This window comes from Candidatus Chlorobium masyuteum, from assembly GCF_011601315.1.
Lineage (GTDB): Bacteria > Bacteroidota > Chlorobiia > Chlorobiales > Chlorobiaceae > Chlorobium > Chlorobium masyuteum.
This window is the reverse complement of the sequence record NZ_JAAORA010000010.1, coordinates 23809-46091: the sequence shown is the minus strand read 5'-3', so window position 1 is coordinate 46091 and position 22283 is coordinate 23809. Positions and strand designations below refer to the sequence as shown.

The following is a 22283-nucleotide window of genomic DNA, read 5'->3' as shown; positions in this document are numbered from 1 at the left end:
GGAGCCTCACACAGCTCTTTTTCCGGAAACCAAAGTAACTTTTTATCGTCCGGACACTTCCCCGCACCAATACAATGAACAATATATTACTCAACAATCTTCCGCTTCTTGTGCTCAATCAGATAGTCTCGCTGCTCTATCTGGTGACCACATTTCTCTACGGAGCCCATTTTTTCAGTGATATCGAGTTTGCAAAACAGTACAAACGACCGCTGCTCAGCCTTACGTTAGTAACCCATGTGCTCTATCTCGGTCTTTTGACCTCCATCGAAGGGTACAAGATCAGCTATTCTACCGTCAATCTGATGACCATGGTAGCGCTCACCCTGACCATTATCTACCTCTTCATAGAGTTCACAACCAAAAGTGATAAAACAGGATTTTTTGTCATCTCCTTTGCATCCGGAGCGCAGCTTATCTCCTCGGTCCTGACATCCCTGACTCCGAATACGGGAACAGCGTTCAGCGGTATCGGAATTGGTGTTCACCTGATTACAACCATTTTCGGATTCAGCTCAATAGCGATCGCAGGACTTTACAGTATTCTCTATCTACTGCTGTTCCGGCAAATTGAACAGAACCGGTTTGAACTGCTTTTTCAGCGACTGCCGAATCTTGAAGTGCTTGAACGGCTTATCATGCACGCAGTGGCTTTCGGCTTTCTGTTTCTCTCAATCACGCTGTTTGCAGGCGTGGTCGAACAGCACGCAATCAAAGGCACCGTCACCATCCTGGAGCCAAAGCTCATTACACTGGTCATCATCTGGCTTATCTACGGAGCGAGTATCTTTATCAAGCCGATTATCGGATGGGACATCAAACACATGGCCTATCTCTTTATCTTTCTCTTCGTCTTTGTTACAGCGCTCATTGTACTCATGACCTTTTTTTCACCCACATTTCATACCCTGAGCTTTTAAATCCCCTTATGTTTGAAAGTTTGAGGCTTTTAGGGTATATTTAAAACTTATCAGTTTGTTCTGCACAGAGTTTTTTGTGGCATTGTCCAACATCAGATAACTTAAACAGCCCTGCTATGAACATCATTTCGATCGGTGTCAATCACAAAACCGCACCAATTGAAATCCGTGAAAGAATCTCGCTTTCAGAAGTTCAGAACAAGGAGTTCATTACGGGTCTGATTGAAAGCGGAATTGCCCATGAAGCAATGGTTATCTCCACTTGCAACAGAACAGAGCTTTATGTAGTTCCCGCGATGCATGAAGTCACGGGAGAGTACCTCAAAGAGTATCTGATCGCCTTCAAGGATGCCCAGAAAGAGGTACGCCCCGAACACTTTTTCAGCCGCTTCTACTGCGGTACCGCACGCCACATCTTTGAAGTGGCAAGCGCGATTGATTCGCTGATTCTCGGTGAAGGCCAGATTCTCGGCCAGGTAAAGAACGCATACCGCATTGCCGCAGAGACACAGGCGGCGGGCATCCTCCTTACCCGACTCTGCCATACCGCGTTCAGTGTTGCCAAAAAGGTAAAAACCAAAACAAAGATCATGGAGGGCGCTGTTTCGGTCAGCTATGCAGCTGTCGAACTTGCGCAGAAAATCTTCTCCAACCTCTCCATGAAGAAGGTTCTGCTGGTCGGTGCCGGTGAAACGGGTGAACTGGCAGCAAAGCACATATTCCAGAAAAACGCACGCAACATCGTTATTACCAACAGGACACTTGCAAAAGCCGAAGCCCTCAGCGAAGAGCTTGGTACCAACAAGGTTCTGCCCTACGAGTCATACAAGGATCATCTTCACGAGTTCGATATCATTATCACCGCAGTCAGCAGCAAAGAGTACATTCTGACAGAATCGGAAATGCACCAGAGCATGCTTAAACGCAAGCTGAAGCCGGTTATCATTCTCGACCTTGGACTGCCAAGAAACGTCGACCCCGACATTTCAAAGCTTCAGAACATGTTTCTCAAGGATATTGATGCGCTCAAGCACATCATTGACAAGAACCTTGAAAAACGGAGTCGCGAACTCCCGAAAGTCAATGCCATCATTGAGGAGGAGCTTGTTGCTTTCGGACAATGGATCAACACGCTCAAAGTCCGGCCCACCATTGTTGACCTGCAGTCAAAATTCATTGAAATCAAGGAGAAGGAGCTGGAGCGTTACCGTTACAAGGTAAGCGAGGAGGAGCTTCAGAGAATGGAGCATCTGACAGACCGTATCCTGAAAAAAATCCTGCACCACCCGATTAAAATGCTCAAGGCGCCGATTGATACCGCAGACACCATGCCCAGCAGAGTCGATCTTGTCCGCAACGTTTTTGATCTCGAAGAACCAAATCAGTCACACTAAATAAAAATCCGTAATTGCTTTGAAAAAACAGCTTATCATCGGTACCAGATCCAGCCCCCTCGCTTTGTGGCAGGCAGAATTCACCAAGACGGAACTTTCGAGGCATTTCCCTGAACTCGACATCACACTGAAGCTGGTTAAAACAACCGGTGATGTACTTCTTGACTCCCCCCTGTCAAAAATCGGCGATATGGGTCTGTTCACCAAGGACATCGAAAAACACCTGATTGCCAAAGAGATTGACCTTGCCGTTCACAGCCTGAAGGATGTGCCGACAGGAACACCTGAAGGACTGATCATCACCTCCTTTACCGAGCGTGAAGACACACGGGACGTCATCATATCAAAGGGCGGCGTCAAACTGAAGGAGCTGCCTGCAAATGCCAAAATGGCCACAAGCAGTCTGCGCCGTATGTCGCAGCTCCTGAGCCTTCGCCCCGATCTTGATATTCGTGATATCAGAGGCAATCTCAATACCCGCTTCCAGAAGTTTGATGCCGGTGAATTTGATGCCATGATGCTTGCCTATGCCGGTGTCTACCGCCTGAATTTCAGCGACCGCATTTCGGAGATTCTTCCGCATGAAGTGATGCTTCCAGCTGTAGGACAGGGTGCGCTCGGCATTGAGACCCGTGTTGATGATGAGCAGACAAGAGAGATTGTACGCATCCTCAACCACTCAAATACCGAGTACTGCTGCAGGGCTGAACGTGCTCTGCTCCGTCATCTCCAGGGCGGCTGCCAGATCCCGATCGGCGCCTATGGCTCGTTCCAGAACGGAACACTCAAGCTGCTTGCCTATGTCGGATCAGTTGACGGTAAAGTCGGTCTGCATGATGAAATAACAAAAACCGGACTTACCTCCCCCGAACAGGCTGAAGAAGCCGGTATTGCACTTGCCGAGAAGCTCCTGGCACAGGGTGCTGACGCAATTCTGTCGCAAATCCGCAAAACCCGCTGATGAAAACAGTTCTTGTTACCCGTCCGAAACAACAAGCTGCATCTTTTGTAAAGGAACTGGAACAGTACGGCCTGAACTCTTTTGTCTTTCCGACAATCGAGATCAGGCCGGTTTCCGGCTGGAGTGTCCCCGATCTGAGCAAGTTTGACGGCGTATTTTTTACCAGCCCGAACAGTGTCAGTTTCTTTCTGGATCGACTGCTTACCGAAAGTCCTGAAGAGTTGCAACACCTTCAGAAGCTCAAGATATGGGCTGTAGGGAAAACAACTTCCGGTGACCTCGCCAAACATGGTGTTACCACCCAGCCTGTCCCGAAAATCGCCGATGCCGTGACCCTCATGGAGGAGATCGGAATTGAAGCGATTACCGGCCGAACATTTCTCTTTGTCCGCGGCTCTCTTTCACTTGGAACAATTCCTGATGTCATTGAAAAACGGGGTGGCCATTGCGTAGAGCTCACCGTTTATGAAAACCTTCCTCCATCCCTTGAAGAGACCGTAAAAGTAAAAACGCTGCTTGAACAGGGCAAGCTCTCCTGCCTCTCGTTTACAAGCCCCTCGACTGCCATCAATTTTTTTGAAGCTATCGAGTCGACTGCACTTCCATCCGGAGTACTTGTGGCCGCAATAGGCACAACGACCGCTTCAGCTCTTGAAAAAATCGGTCTTCAGGTTGATATCATCCCGGAATCATTTGACGGCCCCGGCTTTGCCAAAGCCATCGCCAAAGCCCTGCAACAATAAAAACCGGTCCTGATTTGTTTTATCTCTCTGTCTATAAATCTTCATAGTCAGCCAGATCCTCGACACCGGGAATATCATCAATATCGCAGAAAATCGTTGCTGCCGACTCAACCGGAACTGCATTGACCGGCTCCTGCCGCTCATCTGTAACGGAAAAAAGCATAAGCTGGCGATCATCCGCTGCCGAACCTGCGCCGGAACCATTTCTGCGGCGGTACCGACCATTAAGGTCATCTTCCGCTTCCACCTCTTCTTCATCATGCAATGGATTTTGCGACTGAACAGGAACCGGCTTTTTGCGCCGCTCAGCGGTGCGGCGACTATCAACCGCAACAGCGTCGAGTTTCTGTTCGATCGTCTCCCTTAACGACTCCTCCAGTTCAATACGCATGGCATGGAGAAGCTGCAGCGAGTCAGCCCGATGCTGGGAAAGTTCCCTGCGCAGCTCCATTCCGGTATGTTCGATCTCCTTCTGTACTCTGCCCGGCCAACCGGTCAGGAGCATAACCAGAACTGCAAGGAGCAGCAGAACGACAGCAAGAAGAAGAACTGTTGTCATCAAGAGTAATCAAAGATGATTTGCGATATCCTGAAGCAGCACACTGCCAATTGCATGATTGGCACTGACAAGGCCTTCCCCGTAAATGGTTGCCTCGCCGCGGTAGTCAAAACAGATGCCGCCTGCCTCAGTAACAACCGGTATCAGGGCCGCACAATCCCAGGGGCTCATAATTTTATCAACGGCCACTTCTGCCCGGCCTGATGCCACAAGCATATGGCCATAGCAGTCACCCCAGCCACGCACCAGTCCCCCCTCCAGGCGAAGCCGGTCAACAGGATGCTGCGAGGGCAGATCAAGCAGATACTCTTTTTCGGTATAAACAACCGTCGCATCTGGGAGCTCGACAATCGAGGAGACCGATATGGGAGAGCCATTCATAAATGCCCCGCATCCCTTTTCAGCATAATAGAGCTCTTTGAGAGCGGGAAAATGAACAACGCCAAGCTGTATTGCCGCATCAACCTCAAGAGCAATCAAGACACCATAGAGCGGCACACCATGAATAAACGCCTTGGTGCCATCAATCGGATCAATAATCCAGCGTCGATTGTTTGCCGATGGATGCTCATCAAACTCTTCGCCAAGCACACCATCATCCGGATATTTTGAACTTATCGAACTTCTGATCAGCTCTTCAGCTTTCCGATCCGCTTCGGTTACCGGAGATGAATCCCTTTTGGTAAATACCTGCAGGGATTTGCCGGAAAAATAATCGAGGGTTAACCGGCCGGCCTGTTCGGCTATTTCAAGGGCAAACTGAAGATCAGAAGTCATAGTGTCGAAGGTCCATTTAAAATCTTTTACCATAAAAATATAACATTATTCGTTCCGGCATGCCGATAATGGCTGTTATTACCGTTTTTTTTTCAATATTCAGAAGTACTTTAGAAAAATAAACCGACATAGCAATAAACGACCCCATCTGCATCACCTCTGCATAATCGGGACAGCATAAAAGCTCATCGGAACAGGAGCCGGGTTATTGAGTCAGGCAGCTGATTCACGGCAAATCAGTCAATCAATATCAGAAATAAACAATGAAACGCTTGATTGCCGAACGCGAAAAAGCCCGCCTCGGAGGTGGAGAAAAACGCATAGAAGCGCAACATAAAAAAGGGAAGTTTACAGCCCGCGAACGAGTCAACATGCTGCTTGACGAAGGGAGTTTTGAAGAGTATGATATGTTTGTCACCCACCGGACAACCGATTTCGGCCTTGACAAAGAGAACTTTCTTTCAGACGGCGTCATTACCGGTCACGGAACCATTGACGGGCGCCTGGTCTATCTGTTCGCACAGGATTTTACGGTGCTTGGTGGTTCGCTGTCAGAAACCAACGCGCTGAAAATCTGCAAGGTGATGGACCAGGCAATGAAGGTGGGCGCACCATTTATAGGCATAAACGACAGCGGCGGGGCAAGAATCCAGGAGGGTGTAAGGAGTCTTGCCGGCTATGGCAGCATTTTCCAGAGAAATGTCATGGCATCCGGGGTCATTCCCCAGATATCGGCAATTTTCGGGCCCTGTGCAGGCGGCGCAGTTTACTCTCCTGCGCTTACTGATTTCGTGGTCATGGTCGAAAAAACCAGTCATATGTTTGTCACCGGTCCAAAAGTGGTCAAAACCGTAACCGGTGAGTCCATTACCGAAGAGGATCTGGGCGGAGCTTCGGTGCATGCAACAAAGTCAGGCGTCACCCATTTTGTCGGCGAAGATGAAATGGAGGGAATACTTTTGATCAAAAAGCTGTTGAGTTACCTGCCGCAGAACAATCTTGAGGAACCGCCCCAGGCATTCTGTAATGACCCGGCAGATCGTCTTGACGACAAACTGAATTCCATCATACCCGAAAAGCCGTCAATCCCTTACGACATCAAGGATATCATCTATTCGATTGCCGATAATGGAGAGTTTCTTGAAGTTCAGCGGCAATATGCACGAAACATTGTGGTCGGCTTTGTGACCTTCAATGGGATCTCAACAGGGATTGTTGCCAATCAGCCCAACTACCTGGCTGGATGTCTTGACATTGATGCATCACGCAAGGCGGCAAGGTTTGTCCGGTTCTGTGATGCCTTCAATATCCCTCTTGTTTCGCTTGTTGATGTTCCCGGCTTCCTTCCCGGCAGTGCTCAGGAGTTTGACGGCATTATCACCAACGGAGCAAAACTGCTTTTTGCCTATGCAGAAGCTACGGTGCCGAAAATCACCGTGATTCTCCGCAAAGCCTATGGCGGCGCATACATCGTCATGAGTTCCAAAATGCTCCGTGGAGATATCAACTATGCCTGGCCAACTGCTGAAATTGCTGTCATGGGCCCGATAGGCGCCATTGAGGTGCTCATGAACAGAGATCTGAACGCTATTGAAGATCTCGAAGAACGTGCACGGTTTGTTGCAGAAAACGCAGCGGAGTATCGTGAAAAATTCGCCAACCCTTATCAGGCAGCAAAATTCGGATATATCGACGATATCATTGAACCACGCAATACCCGTTTCAGAATAATCCGTGCTCTTCAGACGCTCTCGACCAAAAAAGATCAAAACCCTCCGAAAAAGCACTCGACCATTCCACTGTAACAGGCAATAAACCATGACTACCATCCAGCAAATTTTACCGATTGATCTATCGGCTATAACAAGCGGACATCTGGTGATGGCCGTCACCGGCTACAGTGTTGTCTTTCTGTCGCTCTTTCTGCTCGCCCTTCTCTTCAGTGTAATACCAAAAGTGCTCTCCTGGAATATCAGAAGAACATTTGACGATGAGGGTGATGAAGCAAAAAAAGCTCTGGCAGGAAACATGATTCCCGGAGAGGTGAGCGCAGCAATCAGTGTTGCCATCTCGCTCTATCTCAGTGAGCTTCACGATCAGGATACAGCAATTCTGACGATCAAAAAAGTCGGCAAAAGCTATACTCCGTGGAATTCGAAAATCTACAACGTCATTAATTTCAAAGGGTTTCAACGATGAGGAAATATAAATTCACAATCAGCGGAAACCGCTACAATGTCGAAATTAAATCCTTTGAGGAGAACAGTGCCGAAATAGAGGTAAACGGCACATCCTATCAGGTAGAGCTGGGTCAGGAGATCAAGCGACCGCAGACCCCGAAACTGGTCCGCTACACTCCGCCAACCCCGCCAAAACCGCCGGAACCGCTCATCACCCAGGGGTTGAGCATCATAAAGGCACCGCTTCCCGGTACCATTATTGCCCTCATGGTCCAGGTGGGCTCACCGGTTAAACGGGAAGAGCCGATACTGGTACTGGAAGCGATGAAAATGGAGAACAATATTTTTGCAGAAAAAGCCGGTACAGTCAAAAGTGTCAGGGTAGCGGTAGGCGACACAGTCATGCAGGGTGATATCCTGATAGAAATTGAATAACACGATTATGGATGGACTTGTACAGTTTTTAGATTACTCCGGTTTTTCCAACATCACCCCGGGCCATCTGTTGATGATTCTGGTTGGAATGCTTTTCATCTATCTGGCCATCCGGTTTGAATATCAACCGATTCTTCTGGTTCCGATAGGGTTCGGTATACTGATCGGCAATACCCCGTTTATTGAGCATGGGGGCATGGCTCTCGGCATCTATGAGGATGGCAGTGTCATGAACTATCTCTATCAGGGTGTGCTGAAAGGCGTGTTCCCTCCCCTGATTTTTCTCGGAATCGGAGCAATGACCGATTTCTCACCCCTGATCTCAAACCCCAAGCTTATCCTCCTCGGAGCAGCGGCCCAGCTCGGCATTTTCATGACCTATATCGGAGCTATCTCCCTTGGATTCACCAATCCGGAAGCCGCTTCAATCGGTATTATCGGGGGAGCTGACGGTCCGACAGCAATCTATCTCTCCTCCCGGCTTGCGCCTCATCTCGTCGGTTCCATCGCTATTGCTGCCTATACCTATATGGCGCTTGTTCCGCTGATTCAACCACCGATCATGCGCCTTCTGACTACACAGAAAGAGCGCAGAATAAAAATGAAACCGCCACGCTCGGTTACCAGGATGGAAAAGGTCATGTTTCCTGTTTTTGCGCTGCTCCTGACCGGATTCATCTCCCCCGGTTCCCTTCCGCTGCTCGGTATGCTGTTTCTGGGAAATCTGCTCAAGGAGTCGATGGTGACCAAACGTCTTGCCGATACGGCCAGAAACGCCATGATCGACATCGTGACCATCATTCTTGGTGTGACAATCGGAGCCTCAACCCAGGCGACAACCTTTCTTACCCGCAGTTCAGTGCTTATTTTCATCCTTGGAGCAACTGCTTTCATGTTCTCTACGGCGGGAGGGATCCTTTTTGCACGGTTCATGAACCTCTTTCTCAGGGAAGGAAACAAAATCAACCCGCTCATCGGAGCTGCAGGTGTTGCTGCTGTACCGGAAAGTGCCAGGGTAGCCCAGATTGAGGGACTGAAAGCCGATCCGACCAATCACCTGATCATGCATGCCATGGCACCAAATGTCGCAGGAGTGATCGGTTCAGCCGTTGCTGCCGGTATCATGATGAGTTTCCTGTTGTAAAGAGAGATCCCGCGCCCCGGTCAGATTCATATCAGAGCAACGACTTTCTTCAAGAGCAGCCTGTTGTCAAGAGGTTTGAGGAGATAATCGTTCATTCCCGAGAGCATGGCATGCTGAACAGTTTCCGGATCCGAGTTCCCGCTCATGCCAATGATAGGGATATTTCTGTAATCCCATTGTCCTGAACGGATGCGCTTTGCCGTTTCAAGACCGTCAAGAACAGGCATCTGCAGATCCATCAGCATCAGATCGCAGTGATGGTTTTCAAGCGTATCCATCGCTTCCTGACCATTTACCGCCTCAACAATCGTTAAACGGAACTTCTGAAGGATGTTTCTGATAATCATGCGGTTAACTGCGGAATCATCAACCACGAGCAGCGTTTTGCCGCCAAGTGAGCCCTGCAGTATCGCCGGATTTTCCTTGATGGATGCTGTCACCAGATGCAAAAGATCGGCAAGCGCAATCGGCAGAGAGAGCAGTCCCTGTATGCCTGACTTTTCCGCCCTTCCAAGGAGAATATACGAAGGCTCTGCAGTATAGGCGACTACCGGCAGATGTTTACCGCTTCCCCTGATTCTGTATGCAAGCTCAAAAGCATCAAGAACCGGCAGATTAAGGTCGACAAGCAGCAGATCATATCGTTCCGATTCAATCATCTCCATAACCTCACTGCCGGTGAATGCCTCATCAATATCAACTCCAAGAGGAAGAAGATAGCGGCGGATCATGGCAAGAATCTCAGGGTTATCATCTGCCAGAAGAAAGCGCTTCCCTGATAAAGAGAGACGGCTTTCCGTGTAGAGCAACGCCTCATAGTCGGCAATTTCAGAGTCGGCAAGCACGGGAAAACTCAACACAAATTCGGTAAACTCACCATGCACAGAGTTGCATATAATATCTCCGCCGAAAGAGCGCATAACCCGTTTGCAGAAGGCAAGACCAAGACCGGTTCCGCCCTTTCTTCCTGAGGTAAAAAACGGATCAAACAGTTTTCCGAGATTTTCCGATGAGACACCCGGGCCGTTGTCCCTTACATAAAGCCTGTTCAGACTCTCTCCGGGCTGCAGGCGAATATCAATACGACCGCCGGGAAATGATCGTAAAAAATAGAGCGCATTGAGGATGAGATTAAAGAGCACAAAGATGAACATGTTCTCCGCACCCCGAAACATAAAGTCTTCCCCGTCCTGAAAATGCACTTTCTGACGCTCCTCCTCCGATTCATAACTGTACTCATCAAGCGCCTTATGAGTGACCGCAGATATGGAATAAAAGGAAAAGGTGCTCTTTGAAGAGGCGCTATCCTTCACCTCTTCAAGAATCATCTCAATAACCTGTATACCCCGGTTAACGGCCATCTGCCCCTGGGCAACCCGTTGATAGATTCGTTCGACACCGCTGACCGGAATCGAAGAAAAATCACTCTCGGGATGATAGAACGGAAGCTCCTGCTGAATGGCATCAAAATTATAGCGTATCTGCCCGAGAGGATTGCGCATCTCATGAGCGATTCCCCCGGCAAGAGCCTGCAGGGCATTGTTTCTTTCGAGAGCCATTATCCCTTTTTTGTTACTGTAGCTGAACCCGATACCGGCAACAATGGTAAAGGTGATTACAATGGCATAAAGGGGAATATTGAAGGTCGGATGGAGTTCAATGTGAGGTACCGAGAGAAAATATAAGAGAATGGCACCGGCAACACCGATAATGAGGTCGATGAGAAACATCAGCCAGTTGGGCACAAACGATATCAACACAAAGAGCATGAAAATTTCCCAGTAGAGCCAGAGCTCATGGAAATTATTCATGACAAGATTGACCGTAAAAATAAAGGGGAGAACAAAAATGAGAAAAGCGTGCCAGAACCAGGGGAAATTACGATTTATAAATTCAGGAAATCGGTCTTTGAATAACACGGAAAGACAGAGAAGGGTTGCAATCAGACGAAGGGTGAAATTTTCATAAGGAAGATGAAATCCGTACTTGAAGGTGAAGTAAAAAAAGAAATGAGCCGGTGCACCAAGCAAAGCGGCAGCAAGGGTATTGAATTTTGATACCTGGGTGCCTTCCCTGATACTCTTTTTTATGTAGGATAACAGCTTCAATGCACTCCGTCAAGTAGTTTGTCAACGCACTCGCCGGCAGCCCTGAAGCATGCTTCGATAGAGGCTCCCCGTCGATAATCGCCGGTTGCGCCGAATCCGGCAAACTGATCAAGCTTTTGATCAATCTCATGAAGCAGCCGGTGATGCATAGGCGAATAGGCACACAATCCTTCAGCGATATAGCGGTATGCAAAGGACTCTCTTTTGTTGTCGCTGATGGTAAACCATGGTCCGGCAATTTTCTCACCGAGGGAGATAACCTCTTCAGGAACCGAGGAGCCTGAAATAACCGAACGCGCTACCCTTCCGCTAAAGGTATAACGCACCAGATCCAGATCATTGATACCGTATGCTCCGGCATTACTCAGCGGATAGGTGTGGTCGAACACCATGGCACGCTGCGATGAGGTAAAAACCGCACGATGGTATTTCACAATGGCAATCGCTACAGGATAATACCGGACTTTCCGGAGCAGGGCTGAAGCATCCGGCAGCAGAGAATCAAGAAGCACACTCAACCGGATGGCAGGCAGTGCGGAAATTACACGATCATACGCTGCCGTTCCGGCAACACCTTCATGCAGGTAACCCAGCTTGATGAGCGGTGAGCCCGGATCGCGGGAAAGTGACGTGACCCTGTGGCCGGAAAGAATACGGAGCGAACCATTTACAGCAAAATCCTGAAAGGCATCGAGCATTCCATGCATGCCGGTTTTCAACTGCTCATAGCTGTCGAGCACAAGAGCGAGGTTTGATCCGAAATTTCCCGGATAACACTCATCCGGCTCCGCACCATTCATGCGAACGGTAACCGGCCTTACAACATGACTTACACAGGGCTCTTTCAAATAACCGGCCAGTGAGAGGTGGTCATACTGTTCAGCAACTCTGATGAAATAGTCACTGTTGAGTACTCCCTCGCTGCGGTCCTTCTGAATGGCCTGAACATGCGGATAAAGCTTCCGGATGCCGTCAAGACCGCATAAACGCATAAAGCGGAGGGTGTTGAGCAGTTTCGCCCCCTCCTTGTTGATTTTGACAACCTTTCCGTCAACAATCTGCGATGTATTGAAACCGAAATACTCATAATCATGCAAACCGCATGCGCCAACAAAGTCACGGAAAAGGCGGTAATTTTTACCGACATTCTTGCCTCCGAAATCAAGCCAGCGGCCATTCAGCAATTCACTGCCGATCCTGCCGCCTATACGCTCTTCAGCTTCGTAGAGATCGACCTTGATATTGCGCCGGGTAAGGTAAAAAGCGGCAGCAATCCCTGAAATCCCTCCTCCGACTACGGCTACGCGCATTTCAGAGTAGATTGAACTTCATGAATCCTGCTGACTTTTGCTTTGAACTGCATTTTGCTTCTTGATGATATTTTTTCAATCCGCTCTTTCTGCTGCTGGTACCGCTGGGTACTCCCGAAAGCACAGGCGGTCAGGGTAGCGTCAGCGCAAACCTTCCCCCACTGCATCACCTGGATATAGACCGTAATATTCCTGTCTTCAGATTTCTCGTCCCGGGCAAAACTGCCAAACGCCCGGAGCACAACCGGAGTGTCCCGCTCAAGATAATGAAAAAAATTAGTATTATAGTTCAGCAGCGCAAGTTGTCCGTCAAAAGAGAGCCCCAGAATATGTGTCATGGCGACTGCCCCCTGCCTCAAAGCTTCAAGCATCAGCATTCCCTGTACATGGTCCGAAGCATGATCGAAAATCAGCTCATCAGTATCGTCAAGCATATTGAAATAGATCAGCTTTCCGGCAGAAAAGATCTCTGAAACGAGAACATTGGCTTTGTTTTTTTTATGCACAAATTTCTGGTCGATCCTCCCGGGCAACTGATCATCCGAGGTTATGGCAATAGGACTCTTTACGAGGCTTTTCAGGTCAAAAGGGAGCTTCTGCATCAAAAAGACAGCCCTCTCAACAGCAAGGGATGGCCAATCACTCAGAGAGGGATAGGAGAGGGATCTGAGTGAAGCATAGAGTTCCGGATTGTCGATACGATATTCTACAGAGAGATAAATCTCGCATGTTTCACCAAGGAGCAGCAGATACTCTGAGGCCTCTTCAACGGAGTCAACAGAAACAGCCTGAAGAGTTGTTGCCTCAACAGGAAGATTATCCCCGTTAAAAAAAAGGGTGAATGCTTTTTTTCCCGGATTATGGGTAAGAACGCCCGGCTCTTTTTTGGTCCGTTTGATACTCCGCTGTATCGGCAGCCGAGTTACCGGCTGAGTCTGAATGGGTATCCGTAATTCATGGATAAGACCACTGTTCACTGCATGCTTGCTCATGATATTCTCCTGTTATTTTTCTTTTTTCTTATTTTTGAACTCTATTAAATGCCTCAAGGGGATACGATCCCCGTTACTACATAAACGCTCTATATCGATGGTAAATCTTTTGAAAAGCGAGTGGGGCTTATAATCACCTTCAATATAACTTTAATAGAAAAAAGATTTGAAATGACCGATTTATTAACAATGATTTTACACATCTTTTTTTAAAAATATTTACCACAATTTCCTTCCCGGCTTAAAGAGCGGAACAACGCCTTAACCATGGGTATTTCTTGGTATTGCTTCCGGAAGTTCATGGATTTTACTATTTTTGGCTTTTTAAAACCCTAATTCGTCTTCATCCATGAGCCAGCTCGATTTACTCAATATTGTCCACCGCCCAAGAAGACTGCGCAAATCTGCTGCGATCAGAAACCTTGTGCAGGAAAAAACTCTGACGGTCAACGATCTTGTCTATCCGCTCTTTGTCTGCCCGGGAACCAATGTTGTTGAAGAGGTCGCCTCCATGCCCGGAAGCTTCCGTTACTCCATCGACAAAGCAGTGAAAGAGTGCCAGGAGCTCTGGGATCTCGGCATCCAGTCAATCGACCTGTTCGGTATTCCCGAACAGAAAACCGAGGATGGCAGCGAATCATATAACGAAAAGGGCATCATTCAGGAGGCTCTGCGTGCAATCAAGGCAAAGGTGCCTGATCTGTGCATCATGACCGATGTTGCGCTCGACCCGTTTACCCCTTTCGGACATGACGGTCTGGTAAGGGACGGCATCATACTCAACGACGAAACAGTCGAAGTACTCTGTAAAATGGCGATCTCCCATGCCAATGCCGGAGCTGATTTCGTATCACCGAGCGACATGATGGACGGCCGTATCGGCGCAATCCGTGAATCGCTTGACGATGCAGGCTTCTCCGATATCGGCATTCTCTCCTATGCTGCCAAATACGCATCAAGTTTTTATGGCCCGTTCCGCGATGCCCTGCACTCCGCACCCCAGTTCGGAGATAAAACAACCTATCAGATGAACCCCGGCAACACCGATGAAGCGATGAAAGAGATTGAACTCGACATCATGGAAGGTGCTGATATCGTCATGGTTAAACCCGGTCTTGCCTATCTCGACATCGTCTGGCGCACCAAAGAGCGCTTTGATGTTCCTGTGGCCATCTACCACGTCTCGGGAGAATACTCCATGGTCAAGGCTGCTGCAGAACGTGGATGGATCGATGAAAAAAGGGTCATGATGGAGTCGCTTCTCTGCATGAAACGTGCCGGTGGCGACCTTATCTTTACCTACTATGCCAAAGAGGCTGCCAAATTACTTCGTTGAGCCTTTTGGTAACGTTCAAATCCGAATACGAAAGCCCGGCTGTACAATGAGGATACAGCCGGGCTTTCTCTTGAATTTCAATTAAATCGCAGTGCACCGTTTGAGTGAACGGTAAATGGCTTGCAACAATCAAAGCTCGTAATAGATTTTTCAATAGTATGATACGATACCTGACATCCGGCGAATCCCACGGCCCCGCTCTTTCGGCAATAGTCGAAGGGCTGCCCGCAGGCGTTCCGGTAACACCGGAAGAGATCAACGCACAACTGGCACGCCGCCAGCAGGGACACGGGCGGGGCGGACGGATGAAAATCGAGACCGACAAGGCTGAAGTGCTCTCCGGTGTACGGTTCGGCAAAACCATCGGTTCACCGGTAACACTGGTCATCAGAAACCGCGACTGGGAGAACTGGACAACAACAATGGCCCAGTTTGAAAAACCTGATGCGACACCGGCAAAAATCACCATTCCACGACCGGGCCATGCCGATCTGGCAGGACGGATCAAGTATGGTTTTGACGATATCCGTCCGGTTATCGAACGCTCTTCGGCACGTGAAACTGCCGCACGGGTTGCCTCGGGAACCCTTGCCCGCCTCTTTCTCCGTTCACTCGGTATAGAGATCGGCAGCTATATTTCAGCCATCGGCCCGGCATCGGAACCGGCACTCCATCCACAGCTTGCGTCGCTCCTCGAAAAAGGAGCAGAAACGGTTTCAGCAGAGGCTGACCGCTCACCGGTACGAATGCTCGACAGGCAGGCAGAAACCGCCGCTCTTGCCGCAATAGACGCAGCAAAAGAGCACGGAGACACCCTTGGGGGAATCATCGAGATTTTCATCACAGGAGTGCCCCCGGGATTTGGCTCTTATGTCCAGCACGACCGGCGGCTTGATGCGGCGCTTGCTGCCGCAATCATCTCCATCCAGGCCATCAAGGGCGTGGAGATAGGAACGGCATTTGAAAACGCCAGGAAACCCGGTTCACAGGTACACGACGAATTTCACCTTTCCGGGGAAAACGGAGTTCAGAGAAAAACCAACCGGGCAGGCGGACTCGAAGGAAGCATGTCAAGCGGACAGACCATTCATCTTCGGGCCGCGATGAAGCCGATCTCTTCGCTGGTCACTCCCCTTCAATCCTTTGATCTTGAAACACTGCAACCGACGCTTTCACGCTTTGAACGCAGTGATACCTGCGCAGTCCCTGCAGCAGGAGTGGTGGCAGAAGCGGTTGTGGCACCGGTCATAGCCAACGCCCTGCTTGAAAAACTCGGAGGGGATCATCTTGAGGAGATCAGGGAACGGCTGGAACGGTACAGGGAGAGTATACTGAACACCTTCCGGGCCTGAGTTTCCCTGGGGGGTGCCCTGAACGTATTCAGGGTTTGGCCGGATCAACTCTCTGGTTCATATCGAGAGCGGGCTCCTGCACCTCTGTTTTACCGACAATCTGGGCCGGAACGCCGACAACCGTGTAGTGCGGCGGAACATCATCAAGAACCACACTTCCGGCCCCGACCTTTGAACCTTCTCCGATTACAACATTACCGAGAATCTTTGCTCCGGCGCCGATCATTACCGACCTGTGTACCTTCGGATGGCGGTCGCCGCTCTCCTTGCCGGTCCCGCCAAGCGTCACCTCATGGAGGAGCGACACATTATCATCAACAACTGCCGTTTCACCAATAACAAGGCTGGTTGCATGATCAAGAAAAATACCTTTTCCGATCACTGCCGCCGGATGAATATCAACAGCAAAAACCTCCGACATTCGATTCTGGATAAAATAGGCCATGGTCTTGCGCCCCTGCATCCATAACCAGTGTGCCAGCCGGTAGGCCTGTAGTGCCTGATACCCTTTCAGAAAGAGCATGATCTCAAAATAGTGTACCGCCGCAGGATCACGCTGCTGCGTTGCCTCAAGATCATATACCGCATACTCGACCTGCTCAGGGCACTGACGATAAAACTGATCAAAAAGCCCCTGCAAGACCGGCGGAGGAAAATGCTTGGAACCAAGCTTTACGGAGAGCAGCATTGCCAGCGATGAGCCGAAATCATCAAAGCGCAAAATATGCTGCTCAAGAAAAATCTTTATTTCAGGATCACGAAGGCACTCGCTCGCAGCCTCCCGGACAATTTCCGACCAGATCTGTTTAATGTCTGCTGCCATAGGTATACATGCGGCTCCGTACCGCAATAAATAATTCCGGAAATCCCGGGTTTTCCGACACCGGGAGTAAATAAGCGCTGCCCTACTGTACTACCGCCTGCTCTCACAAAAGGTTCATGGCCGAAACAGCTACAGCTCCTGAAGTTATAAAAAAACAGGGGTTTTACGCACCAAAACCTGAATGGAAACCTCTTATGGCGAATTAAGCATTTACCTGCATGCAGAATAAACGCACAATACGGGAAGATTCGCTAAAAACCATTTTTTTGCGTACACTTTGCATGCTACAGAGAAAAAGAAAAAGAGAATCTTTTTACCAACCCGATGCGTATTTCACGAAAAATCGAGATTGATTACGGCCATACACTGCCCAACAGCTTTTCATTCTGCAATCAGCTGCACGGCCACCGTGGTGTGGTTGTTGCCACCGTCGAAGGGAGGCTGATCGACCGGGAGGGTGACGGAGAGGAAGGGATGGTGATGGATTTCAAGTTTCTGAAAGAGGTTATGGTGGAGCATATCCACGACAAACTCGATCACGGATTTGCGGTATGGAAGCATGACCATGAAGATCTCGACTTTATTCTGAAACGCAATTCGCGGGTTCTTGTAACCGAAGAACCGCCTACAGCCGAGTGTCTGGCAAAATGGGCCTTCAATCAGATCCGCTGTAACCTGCCGGAAGGAGTTGCACTCAAACAGATCCGCTGGTACGAGACTCCGAATAACTGGGCAGAGTACGAAGGGGAATAACCGGGTTAATATCCTGTTTTCGTCAACACCCAGGTACAGCGTTTATTATTGATGTTGTCAAGAACAATGACTTTGAAGGTTGCAGGCAGAGCAACAGGTATCTCTATGGTATCATTGACAACAAAGACCCGGTCGCCAAAAGCAGTCTTTTCCGGAGCTACCGCTCGCTCTTCATGTTTAACGATCACTCTGTGACGGGTTTTAACAACGGTTTTTGTTGTTTCAAAAGCCGGAGGTGGCTCAATGTAATTATGCCCTTTTGAGCGGAAAAGGAGGTTGCCTGATCGGTCGGCAATAATAAAGGTCCAGTTGGTTCCGTTTGCCATTCTCCATTCAGCCCCAAGCAGTTCAACCACTACAGCTCCTCCTTTTGGTACCTGGGAGAGCAGCATGTCTGTTTTCTGGCGGGAGAGTAGTTCACTGTTAGCCTGATCCCCGGCGTCCAGATAGCGCTCATCATACGATTGATACCTGAAACTTTTTACCCTTGCGTGGTCTTCAACAGTCTCGACACTATACGCTCCAACGTTGCTTTCAGCTCCTGCCTCCATCGCAAAAAACACCATAAGTATCGCCATACCGAGTGCCTTAAGTCTCATGGTCTCTCCTTTTTTATCTGGTTTAACACCCCTTTACCCTTTCAATAGTTACACTCCGGAACCGGATGACAAAAAGCCGGGACTACCCGCCCGGCCTTTGCTCTTGTCAGAAAGGTAAACACATCGCGGTTATCGTTTACCCTCTCTTAACGGCGGTTATCGTTGTTTCGATTATTCCCCTCTCCCTGGCGATTATCATTATTCCGGTCATTTCCGTTCACCTGACGGTTCTCACTGTACCTGTTGTCGTTGCGATCGACACCCCGGTTATCATTGTATCTGTCGTTCCGGCCATTTCTGTCGAACCTGCGATTGTCGTTATGGCGGCGGTCAAACCTGCGATACTCGATGTCACGATATCTTCTTATATCATCCATGCGATGACGTCTGATCCCGTAGGGAAGATTGTGATCCCTGACAATGACCCATGGACCACGATAGGTCGGAGAGTTGTACCAGTAGCCGTCCTGATAGATGTAGTAGAGATTTCCGAAAGAGATGATATCATAGGGAATACCTACCGACACCGAAAATCCCCGACCGGGCAGCGCAATAAAGCTTGGCCGCCTGTCAAGAGCAAAAGCCGGAACCCGCTCCCCCGCACTGATATGAATACTTACTTCCGCCTTTGCTTCCGTAGCGGGTTGAGCGAAAAGCATGCATGCAACTCCTGCCGCCAGCCAGATCTGTTTTTTCATAGTGATGTTCCTGTTTACCAATGATTGAGTGATGCCAACAACGGTATTCTTTCGTTTCTGAGTGTGTTATAAACCAGGGTGTTCCGGGTTTATAACAGTTATGACGCTCTTTGGCAGTTATTTCCTGCGCATCTCTTTCAATAAAAAGACAAACAGTTACGCTTCTGATCCATCACTGCCGTTTTACCAAAACAGAGAGATGACTGTTATGGCGGATTTTTACTGATTATATTTACGCACACTACGGTCTGAGAATCAAAAGGTCACATGAAATCACAGGAGCTTATCATGAAAAAAACCGTGGTACTCACTCTCCTTTTAGCATTAGGGCACCTCTATTACTTGTCGTGAGCGATTTGAGTGTGAGGCGGACGGAGCGCAGAAACCGGAATGTACACGGAGTACTTGAGGATTTCGAGCACCGCCCAACGAAGCAATCGAATCGAGGAATAAATTAATAGCGGTGCCCATTAACCGGCTGCAGCGCCTAATGGCAGGACAACCATGGAATGCGCCACCACCGGGATTCCCGACGACAAGAAGAGCGCAGGGAGTCAGGAGAGCGGCGAGATAACAATAAACGAGGTCATGAGGGTGGTCGGGAGCAGGAGAGAAGAGGCGGAGAGCGATAATAAAACACCTGGATCAACGGCTGTTCTCCAGAGCATGAATCAAAAAGCCCGGCAAGCTCCGGGCTTTTTTTCTCTCAGACAGACGCCACCCTGATCGTCCAGTAGATCTCCCCGGCATGCTCAACCTTCGTAAATGTTCCGGTTTCGAGCAGTTCCTCCATTACCCTGCCGGCTTTATCACTGTCACCCTCAAAACAGTCGGCAATGGCTTTCTCCAGTTCACGCTGCTGTACGGGATGGCGTGTAGCAATGGCGGTAACCGCCTTGAGAAGATCGGATGCACCCTGCAGGTTCATGCTCCCTTTAACCGGATCAACAACAGTGACAACTTCCGAGAGAATGGCGATAGCACGCTGAATCCTCTCCGGAGAGGGGAGATGGACCTCCTGCTCGGGAGCCGGACGGGTCGGGAGGAGAAGATGAACCATATCGGGATTGATATCCTTGAGAGCAGCGGCGAGATCATGAAGCGCTTCATCGGAGTCGTTGATTCCTCCGAGCAGCATCACCTCAATCCAGAGACGGCCCTGATACTCCTTTCTGAATGCGGCAAGTCCATCAATATGCTTGCTGAACGTAAGGCCCGGAGCCGGTCTGTCGATCCGGGTGTGCAGAGCCTCCGAACCGGCGTTGAGAGAAGGGAGCACCGCATCTGCCTCAAGCAGCTCCCGGCGAACTTCCGGAAGAGAGAAGAGCGATCCGTTGGTAATGACCGCAACAGGTACCGTGGTGAGTTTTTTTACCTCAGTGATCAGCCAGCCAATCCCCTTGTAGAGCATAGTTTCACCGGAACCGACAAAGGTAATCCAGTCAAGTGCGGTGTTGACTTCCAGCGCCCGGCGTATCTCCTCAAGTACCGCTTCACGCGGAAAAAACTCCTGCCGCTCTGTAGCAACTGCTCTGGTTTTTCCCAACTGGCAGTAAAGACAGTTCCATGTGCAGCTTTTCGGGGGGAGCAGATCAACACCAAGTGATTGACCGAGGCGTTTTGACGATACCGGACCAAAAACGTATTTCATGATGGGTGATTCCCTTGTTCCTTCAACCGACCTTCGCTGCATTGGCGAATTCCGACATTTTCGCTTCGCTCTCGGCCTCGAAGGCCTCTTTTGAAATATGGGGCAGCACCACGCTCGATGCTGTAAAGGCGATAATCTCGATCACAAAAATGGCTGCATAGGCAAACATGTGGTTGCTGGAGAGGGTATAGATCACATCGCGGATGACCCCTGCGCCGGAGTGGCCAATGAAGATGGCAAGGCTCTGGGCGGTACCCCAGAGACCGATATAGATTCCGCTGCGCCCCGCTGTCATGTTCATCATCATGGAGATGTTGGAAACGCTTGCTGCACCGAGACCCATGCCGGTAACAACAAGTCCGATACGAAGCAGGGTCTGATCCAGCATAAAACCGGCAGCGATGATGACGGCGAATCCGATCGCGCTGAAGGTATTACCGAAATAGGCTCCCCGCTTGAAGCCGATCCGTGAAAGCAGAAAACCGGTAATCACCATAAAAATGAGCTGGGTTCCGCCCATCATCGGCTTGAAAAGCTTGGTGGTGGCGGAAACCGGCATCCCGAACACTTCAGCTCCAAAAGGATCCATAACCACTTCGTTGGCAAACAGGGCAAAGATGGAGATAAAAATATAGAGGGCGAACTGCAGGGTCCTCGGCGATGAAGAGAGCAGGCGCACCGACTGGGCAAAACTGATACTGTGCTTGGCCTTGCCCCCGGCAGCCTCTGCATTGCGGTTTTCCACACCAAGTATGGCCACCAGTCCGAAAAAGAGGGTAATGAGACCGCCGATTTCAGCCATCTCTGTGAGCCGTTCAGGAGTATATACCGTCAAATAGTTCCCAATGTTCCAGTTTGAAATAATAGCCGTCAGAACCATGAGGGTCCAGCTTGCTCCGGTGACCTTGCCGATATGCTCTTCGGGCACAACATCGGCAATCAGTGCGTAATAGGAGGTGGTCGCAACCTGCAGGCCGAAACCGAACATGAGAAAAATGAAGGCCAGTTTCCAGAGGCCTGCATCGGTCAGAAGAGCCGGAAGCATCTCCGAGAAGGCGGTCCCCCCTATCTTCACTTCATAGGCCGCTGTCGGGGAAAGTACAAAGGCAACAATGCAGCTCAACAGCCCGAGAAGGATGTAGGGTGTCCTGCGGTAACCGAAAACACTCAGCCGGTCGGAAAGGTTGCCGATCCATACCTTGACACCGAAAATGGCAAGCAGCTCCTTGAGGCTGATCAGCCCCAGTGCAATCGTTGCCGGCAAGAGCAGCTCCTTGATCATGACCCGGTTCAGAATATCCTGAATGAAGCCAAGCATGAGTCCTAAACCCATCTGGAACATGGAGAGACGTACCAGGTTTAATGTCTTCACTATCTTCATAAAACAGCGCTGATTATTTGGGAAATGCCGGATGAGTTGCTCCGTATGTAATGATGTAGTGGAATACTCGGGACGCAATATAACAAAAAAGCAGAACGATCACGCCCCGGTGTCATCTCTCGGCCGAAAGCTCATACCCTGAATCAGATCCCTCTCTGACGTTCGGG

Annotated in this window: 22 protein-coding genes; 12 read left to right on the top strand and 10 right to left on the bottom strand. The window is 49.6% G+C overall.

Annotated features, from left to right (window positions below; genetic code table 11):
• Window positions 1-74 precede the first annotated feature (74 nt).
• The 4 genes from G9409_RS11620 (at window position 75) to G9409_RS11605 (ending at window position 4018) form a co-directional block, all read left to right on the top strand.
• Window positions 75-920: a cytochrome C assembly family protein gene (locus tag G9409_RS11620; RefSeq protein WP_166808916.1), complete on the top strand. Its 846-nt coding sequence runs from the start codon at window positions 75-77 to the stop codon at window positions 918-920.
• A 116-nt stretch (window positions 921-1036) separates the two neighbouring features.
• Window positions 1037-2314 (top strand): glutamyl-tRNA reductase, encoded by a 1278-nt coding sequence (hemA, locus tag G9409_RS11615; RefSeq protein WP_166808915.1) that lies wholly within the window; start codon window positions 1037-1039, stop codon window positions 2312-2314.
• Window positions 2315-2333: 19 nt separating this feature from the next.
• Window positions 2334-3275: a hydroxymethylbilane synthase gene (hemC, locus tag G9409_RS11610; RefSeq protein WP_166808914.1), complete on the top strand. Its 942-nt coding sequence runs from the start codon at window positions 2334-2336 to the stop codon at window positions 3273-3275.
• Window positions 3275-4018 (top strand): uroporphyrinogen-III synthase, encoded by a 744-nt coding sequence (locus G9409_RS11605; RefSeq protein ID WP_166808913.1) that lies wholly within the window; start codon window positions 3275-3277, stop codon window positions 4016-4018. Before hemC ends, G9409_RS11605 begins: the two co-directional genes overlap by 1 nt.
• A gap of 31 nt (window positions 4019-4049) precedes the next feature.
• Here G9409_RS11605 and G9409_RS11600 read toward each other — a convergent pair whose 3' ends face one another.
• Complete coding sequence (locus G9409_RS11600; RefSeq protein ID WP_166808912.1) at window positions 4050-4577, bottom strand: hypothetical protein; 528 nt, start codon at window positions 4575-4577, stop codon at window positions 4050-4052.
• Between the two features lie 9 nt (window positions 4578-4586).
• Complete coding sequence (gene hisN, locus G9409_RS11595; RefSeq protein ID WP_407926799.1) at window positions 4587-5387, bottom strand: histidinol-phosphatase; 801 nt, start codon at window positions 5385-5387, stop codon at window positions 4587-4589.
• Window positions 5388-5617: 230 nt separating this feature from the next.
• On the opposite strand from hisN, the gene G9409_RS11590 reads away from it, so the two are divergent.
• Genes G9409_RS11590 through G9409_RS11575 form a run of 4 tightly spaced genes read left to right on the top strand, consistent with a single transcriptional unit; the run spans window position 5618 to window position 9113 of the window.
• Window positions 5618-7159 (top strand): acyl-CoA carboxylase subunit beta, encoded by a 1542-nt coding sequence (locus tag G9409_RS11590; protein ID WP_166808911.1) that lies wholly within the window; start codon window positions 5618-5620, stop codon window positions 7157-7159.
• 13 nt (window positions 7160-7172) lie between these two features.
• A complete protein-coding gene (locus G9409_RS11585) occupies window positions 7173-7553 on the top strand; it encodes an OadG family transporter subunit (protein ID WP_166808910.1) in 381 nt (126 codons plus the stop codon).
• A complete protein-coding gene (locus G9409_RS11580) occupies window positions 7550-7969 on the top strand; it encodes a biotin/lipoyl-containing protein (RefSeq protein WP_166808909.1) in 420 nt (139 codons plus the stop codon). The genes G9409_RS11585 and G9409_RS11580 overlap by 4 nt, the downstream gene beginning before the upstream one ends.
• A 7-nt stretch (window positions 7970-7976) precedes the next feature.
• Entirely contained in the window at window positions 7977-9113 is a 1137-nt protein-coding gene (locus tag G9409_RS11575) for a sodium ion-translocating decarboxylase subunit beta (protein WP_006367189.1), read from the top strand.
• A gap of 26 nt (window positions 9114-9139) precedes the next feature.
• Here G9409_RS11575 and G9409_RS11570 read toward each other — a convergent pair whose 3' ends face one another.
• Genes G9409_RS11570 through G9409_RS11560 form a run of 3 tightly spaced genes read right to left on the bottom strand, consistent with a single transcriptional unit; the run spans window position 9140 to window position 13523 of the window.
• Complete coding sequence (locus tag G9409_RS11570; protein ID WP_166808908.1) at window positions 9140-11221, bottom strand: ATP-binding response regulator; 2082 nt, start codon at window positions 11219-11221, stop codon at window positions 9140-9142.
• Complete coding sequence (locus G9409_RS11565; protein ID WP_166808907.1) at window positions 11218-12531, bottom strand: FAD-dependent oxidoreductase; 1314 nt, start codon at window positions 12529-12531, stop codon at window positions 11218-11220. Before G9409_RS11565 ends, G9409_RS11570 begins: the two co-directional genes overlap by 4 nt.
• A complete protein-coding gene (locus G9409_RS11560; protein ID WP_166808906.1) occupies window positions 12522-13523 on the bottom strand; it encodes an AfsA-related hotdog domain-containing protein in 1002 nt (333 codons plus the stop codon). Before G9409_RS11560 ends, G9409_RS11565 begins: the two co-directional genes overlap by 10 nt.
• Window positions 13524-13872: 349 nt before the next feature.
• Between G9409_RS11560 and hemB the strand changes: the two genes are divergently transcribed.
• Both hemB and aroC read left to right on the top strand, forming a co-directional pair.
• Window positions 13873-14859 (top strand): porphobilinogen synthase, encoded by a 987-nt coding sequence (gene hemB, locus G9409_RS11555; protein WP_166808905.1) that lies wholly within the window; start codon window positions 13873-13875, stop codon window positions 14857-14859.
• Window positions 14860-15017: 158 nt separating this feature from the next.
• Window positions 15018-16211 carry a chorismate synthase gene (gene aroC, locus G9409_RS11550; protein WP_166808904.1) on the top strand — a complete coding sequence of 398 codons (1194 nt, stop codon included), beginning with the start codon at window positions 15018-15020 and terminating at the stop codon, window positions 16209-16211.
• A gap of 28 nt (window positions 16212-16239) precedes the next feature.
• On the opposite strand, the gene cysE is transcribed toward aroC, so the two are convergent.
• A complete protein-coding gene (gene cysE / locus G9409_RS11545) occupies window positions 16240-17034 on the bottom strand; it encodes a serine O-acetyltransferase (protein ID WP_166808903.1) in 795 nt (264 codons plus the stop codon).
• Between the two features lie 324 nt (window positions 17035-17358).
• On the opposite strand from cysE, the gene G9409_RS11540 reads away from it, so the two are divergent.
• Complete coding sequence (locus G9409_RS11540) at window positions 17359-17787, top strand: 6-pyruvoyl trahydropterin synthase family protein (RefSeq protein WP_040433737.1); 429 nt, start codon at window positions 17359-17361, stop codon at window positions 17785-17787.
• Between the two features lie 5 nt (window positions 17788-17792).
• Here the strand turns inward: G9409_RS11540 and G9409_RS11535 are convergent, their stop codons facing one another.
• Entirely contained in the window at window positions 17793-18386 is a 594-nt protein-coding gene (locus G9409_RS11535; RefSeq protein ID WP_166808902.1) for a hypothetical protein, read from the bottom strand.
• A gap of 146 nt (window positions 18387-18532) precedes the next feature.
• A complete protein-coding gene (locus tag G9409_RS11530; RefSeq protein ID WP_166808901.1) occupies window positions 18533-19084 on the bottom strand; it encodes a YXWGXW repeat-containing protein in 552 nt (183 codons plus the stop codon).
• A gap of 504 nt (window positions 19085-19588) precedes the next feature.
• Between G9409_RS11530 and G9409_RS11525 the strand changes: the two genes are divergently transcribed.
• Complete coding sequence (locus G9409_RS11525; RefSeq protein ID WP_166808900.1) at window positions 19589-19810, top strand: hypothetical protein; 222 nt, start codon at window positions 19589-19591, stop codon at window positions 19808-19810.
• On the opposite strand, the gene G9409_RS11520 is transcribed toward G9409_RS11525, so the two are convergent.
• Both G9409_RS11520 and G9409_RS11515 read right to left on the bottom strand, forming a co-directional pair.
• Entirely contained in the window at window positions 19791-20735 is a 945-nt protein-coding gene (locus tag G9409_RS11520; RefSeq protein WP_166808899.1) for a radical SAM protein, read from the bottom strand. The genes G9409_RS11525 and G9409_RS11520 overlap by 20 nt on opposite strands.
• A gap of 22 nt (window positions 20736-20757) precedes the next feature.
• A complete protein-coding gene (locus G9409_RS11515; protein WP_166808925.1) occupies window positions 20758-22107 on the bottom strand; it encodes a BCD family MFS transporter in 1350 nt (449 codons plus the stop codon).
• Window positions 22108-22283: the final 176 nt, after the last annotated feature.

Bases quoted from the DNA above. Each gene is read 5' to 3' on its own strand.
- G9409_RS11620 (WP_166808916.1), top strand. From the start codon at position 75: ATGAACAATATATTACTCAACAATCTTCCGCTTCTTGTGCTCAATCAG.
- hemA (WP_166808915.1), top strand. From the start codon at position 1,037: ATGAACATCATTTCGATCGGTGTCAATCACAAAACCGCACCAATTGAA.
- G9409_RS11605 (WP_166808913.1), top strand. From the start codon at position 3,275: ATGAAAACAGTTCTTGTTACCCGTCCGAAACAACAAGCTGCATCTTTT.
- G9409_RS11600 (WP_166808912.1), bottom strand. From the start codon at position 4,577: ATGACAACAGTTCTTCTTCTTGCTGTCGTTCTGCTGCTCCTTGCAGTT.
- hisN (WP_407926799.1), bottom strand. From the start codon at position 5,387: ATGGTAAAAGATTTTAAATGGACCTTCGACACTATGACTTCTGATCTT.
- G9409_RS11590 (WP_166808911.1), top strand. From the start codon at position 5,618: ATGAAACGCTTGATTGCCGAACGCGAAAAAGCCCGCCTCGGAGGTGGA.
- G9409_RS11585 (WP_166808910.1), top strand. From the start codon at position 7,173: ATGACTACCATCCAGCAAATTTTACCGATTGATCTATCGGCTATAACA.
- G9409_RS11580 (WP_166808909.1), top strand. From the start codon at position 7,550: ATGAGGAAATATAAATTCACAATCAGCGGAAACCGCTACAATGTCGAA.
- G9409_RS11575 (WP_006367189.1), top strand. From the start codon at position 7,977: ATGGATGGACTTGTACAGTTTTTAGATTACTCCGGTTTTTCCAACATC.
- G9409_RS11565 (WP_166808907.1), bottom strand. From the start codon at position 12,531: ATGCGCGTAGCCGTAGTCGGAGGAGGGATTTCAGGGATTGCTGCCGCT.
- G9409_RS11560 (WP_166808906.1), bottom strand. From the start codon at position 13,523: ATGAGCAAGCATGCAGTGAACAGTGGTCTTATCCATGAATTACGGATA.
- hemB (WP_166808905.1), top strand. From the start codon at position 13,873: ATGAGCCAGCTCGATTTACTCAATATTGTCCACCGCCCAAGAAGACTG.
- aroC (WP_166808904.1), top strand. From the start codon at position 15,018: ATGATACGATACCTGACATCCGGCGAATCCCACGGCCCCGCTCTTTCG.
- cysE (WP_166808903.1), bottom strand. From the start codon at position 17,034: ATGGCAGCAGACATTAAACAGATCTGGTCGGAAATTGTCCGGGAGGCT.
- G9409_RS11540 (WP_040433737.1), top strand. From the start codon at position 17,359: ATGCGTATTTCACGAAAAATCGAGATTGATTACGGCCATACACTGCCC.
- G9409_RS11535 (WP_166808902.1), bottom strand. From the start codon at position 18,386: ATGAGACTTAAGGCACTCGGTATGGCGATACTTATGGTGTTTTTTGCG.
- G9409_RS11530 (WP_166808901.1), bottom strand. From the start codon at position 19,084: ATGAAAAAACAGATCTGGCTGGCGGCAGGAGTTGCATGCATGCTTTTC.
- G9409_RS11525 (WP_166808900.1), top strand. From the start codon at position 19,589: ATGGAATGCGCCACCACCGGGATTCCCGACGACAAGAAGAGCGCAGGG.
- G9409_RS11520 (WP_166808899.1), bottom strand. From the start codon at position 20,735: ATGAAATACGTTTTTGGTCCGGTATCGTCAAAACGCCTCGGTCAATCA.